Here is a 2,412-nt window from a genome sequence, read left to right as displayed (position 1 = left end):
ACGAAGCCCTCGGCCCGCAAGCCCATGGCGAGCGTCGCGGCGAATCGGGGTTCGTCCTCGACGATCAAGACCTTCACGCGCCTCATCCTTCGCTAGTCGGGTCGGGGTGACCAGTGTCGGCCTGCCGCCGACCGCGATCCGTTCGCCAGTCCGGCTATGGCGTCGGTGTTGGTGCGTCCGGTGTGTCACCCGGTTCTGGGATGTCGGGCTGCCCTGGGACGTCGGGAGCGTCGGCTTGGTCCGGTGTGTCGCCCGCCTCCGGCGTGTCCGGAACGCCGGGTCCGCTGGTGGCGGTTGGGCCCAGCGGGGCGGGCCCGTTCAGTGGGTGAGCCGCTGCGACTGCGCCCGCACCGCCCAGCAACAGGGTGCCCGCGGCGATGCCCGCGGCGATCGTTCGACGTTTCTGCATCTCGGTAGTTCTCCTCTCACGACGACACGGGAAGGTGCGGCGCCGATGGAGGCCACGGTTGCAGCGCGGCGCTGTGAGAATGCTGAGGTCGGGCGGCAAGCAATGGGTTGAGCGGCACTCATGCAGACTGAACCGATGAGCGTGACCGGGGGCCATGCCGAGGTGCCGCCGTCGGCCTCCGCGGACGGCGAGAACTGGCTCCTGCTGGTCTATCGGATTCCCGCCGAACCGACGCGACTGCGCGCCACCGTGTGGCGACGTTTGAAGTCGCTGGGCGCGGTCTATCTGCAGAACTCGGCCGCGGCTCTGCCTGCCCGCGATGGTGCCGAGCGCGCGCTCCGCAAACTCCGGCGCGAGATTCTCGAGATGGATGGTTCGGCGGTCCTTCTGTCCTGTTCGGCAGTGGTCGGCGGGCAGGACGTGGTGGCGTTGTTCGAGGCGGCGCGGGACAGCGAGTACGAGGAGATCCTGGACAAATGCGTGGACTTTCACGCCGGTCTCGAAAAAGAGTATGCCGCAAACCATTTCACCTACGGTGAGCTTGAGGAGAACGAAGTCGAGTTGGTCAAGCTGCGGAACTGGTACGAGAAGGTACGGGCGCGTGACGTGTACGGCGCCCCCAAGCACGCCGAGACCGCACAGGCGCTGGACGCCTGTGGCGAGGCGCTGGAACTGTATGCCGCTCGGGTGTACGTCGAGGAGGACGAGGGCCGTTGACCGGCGGAGCCCTCACGGTTGGCGTCGCGTCGCCCTGAAGATGCTGATGGGCAGTATGGCGATCACTGCGACGAGCACGATCCACCACGGAGCGGTGCCGGTGAGCCGATTCACGGCGATGGTGGCAGCGAGGGCAACTGTGATGCTCAGGGCCACCCGCCAGTCGTCACCGATGATGAAGTCGTACCAGAACGCGAAGAACGCACGAACCTTGTTCAAGATCAATCCTCCTGGGCCGCACGAATATCGGCACTCGTGGTGACAGGTGCGCGACGCCTGAACAGAGCTACCAACAGCAGTGCATAGAGCGCAATCGCGGGGATCAGGACCAGCAGAGCGATGTCCTCGCCCGGCCAGCGCGCGCCTGCGCCTTCGGCGCCCCAGTAGATCCCGAACGCGGTCAGCATCACTCCGACCACGAACTTCATGCCGTTCTCCGGCACTCGCGACAACGGTGCGCGGATGGCGAAGCCCGCCACCGCCACGAGCAGGACGGCTGCCGTCGCGGCGAGGGCCGCCAGAGGAATGCTGCCCTGGTTGGCGCCGAAGGTGAGCGCGATGAAGGCCACCTCGAGGCCCTCCAGCACGACCCCCTTGAATGACAGTGTGAAGGCGTACCAATCGGCCACGAGGGTGCGCGCGGCCACGGGGGCATTACGTGCCTCTGCGAGAGTTGCCCGATAAGCCAGTGTCTCGTCGTGAAGGGCCTTGTTGCCGCTTGCCCGCAGAATCGCCTTGCGCAGCCATTGCAGCCCGAAGGTCAGCAGCAGCCCGCCGATGACGAGGCGGAGCCCATCCAGGGGTATCGCCGATATCGCCGGTCCCACCACGGCGATCACGGCCGCCAGAACCACCACCCCGGTGAGTGCGCCTGTGAGTGCCGAGCGCCAGTCGCGCGCGGTGCCTGCCGCAAGAATGATCGTCAGGGCCTCGACGGCCTCCACCAGACATGCGAGAAAGACCGCGATGAAGAGCGCTGAGCCACTCATCGTCAACCTCGCCAACTTCGGTCCACGCCGAGCGCGAGCGCGCGGCTGTTCGCCACTGATAGTAACCACTGTTAGATAACGGGCATGACGAGCACTTGCAGGACGCGCCGCGGTAGGGCGGCTGGAGTGGGCTAACGGCGGGGCGGTTCGAGATACGCGACGATCGCGTTGGTCAACCCGCGCCGGGCCAGGCCGAGGTCGTAGTACGAACCCAGCTGACGCTCCGAGGCCAGGCCGCGCATCGCGCCGGGGATGAACGACGCGACCTCCCGGACGCGTGCGGGGTCGACGTCGACC

4 protein-coding genes and 1 pseudogene are annotated in these 2,412 nt (G+C 66.9%); 1 reads left to right on the top strand and 4 read right to left on the bottom strand.

Features of this window, described 5'->3' with window-relative positions; translation table 11 throughout:
- Positions 1–154 precede the first annotated feature (154 nt).
- Entirely contained in the window at positions 155–409 is a 255-nt protein-coding gene (locus ACRDUX_RS15040; RefSeq protein WP_526414819.1) for a hypothetical protein, read from the bottom strand.
- 135 nt (positions 410–544) lie between these two features.
- Here ACRDUX_RS15040 and ACRDUX_RS15035 point away from each other — a divergent pair, with 135 nt between their 5' ends.
- Complete coding sequence (locus ACRDUX_RS15035; RefSeq protein ID WP_526414818.1) at positions 545–1,126, top strand: Chromate resistance protein ChrB; 582 nt, start codon at positions 545–547, stop codon at positions 1,124–1,126.
- A gap of 12 nt (positions 1,127–1,138) precedes the next feature.
- Here the strand turns inward: ACRDUX_RS15035 and ACRDUX_RS15030 are convergent, their stop codons facing one another.
- The 3 genes and pseudogenes from ACRDUX_RS15030 to ACRDUX_RS15020 form a co-directional block, all read right to left on the bottom strand.
- The gene (locus ACRDUX_RS15030; protein WP_526414817.1) at positions 1,139–1,345 is read right to left on the bottom strand and encodes a hypothetical protein; all 207 of its coding nucleotides are present in this window, start codon (positions 1,343–1,345) and stop codon (positions 1,139–1,141) included.
- Between the two features lie 2 nt (positions 1,346–1,347).
- Positions 1,348–2,115, bottom strand: a complete 768-nt coding sequence (locus tag ACRDUX_RS15025; protein ID WP_526414816.1) for a COG4280 domain-containing protein — start codon at positions 2,113–2,115, stop codon at positions 1,348–1,350.
- 131 nt (positions 2,116–2,246) lie between these two features.
- A pseudogene (locus ACRDUX_RS15020) lies at positions 2,247–2,412 on the bottom strand (TetR/AcrR family transcriptional regulator); the annotation flags it as partial.

Source organism: Mycobacterium sp. (assembly GCF_050701675.1).
GTDB lineage: Bacteria > Actinomycetota > Actinomycetes > Mycobacteriales > Mycobacteriaceae > Mycobacterium.
The sequence above is the reverse complement of the archived record's forward strand: the minus strand, read 5'-3'. Positions and strand labels throughout refer to the sequence as shown.

Bases quoted from the DNA above. Each gene is read 5' to 3' on its own strand.
- ACRDUX_RS15025 (WP_526414816.1), bottom strand. From the start codon at position 2,115: ATGAGTGGCTCAGCGCTCTTCATCGCGGTCTTTCTCGCATGTCTGGTG.
- ACRDUX_RS15035 (WP_526414818.1), top strand. From the start codon at position 545: ATGAGCGTGACCGGGGGCCATGCCGAGGTGCCGCCGTCGGCCTCCGCG.
- ACRDUX_RS15040 (WP_526414819.1), bottom strand. From the start codon at position 409: ATGCAGAAACGTCGAACGATCGCCGCGGGCATCGCCGCGGGCACCCTG.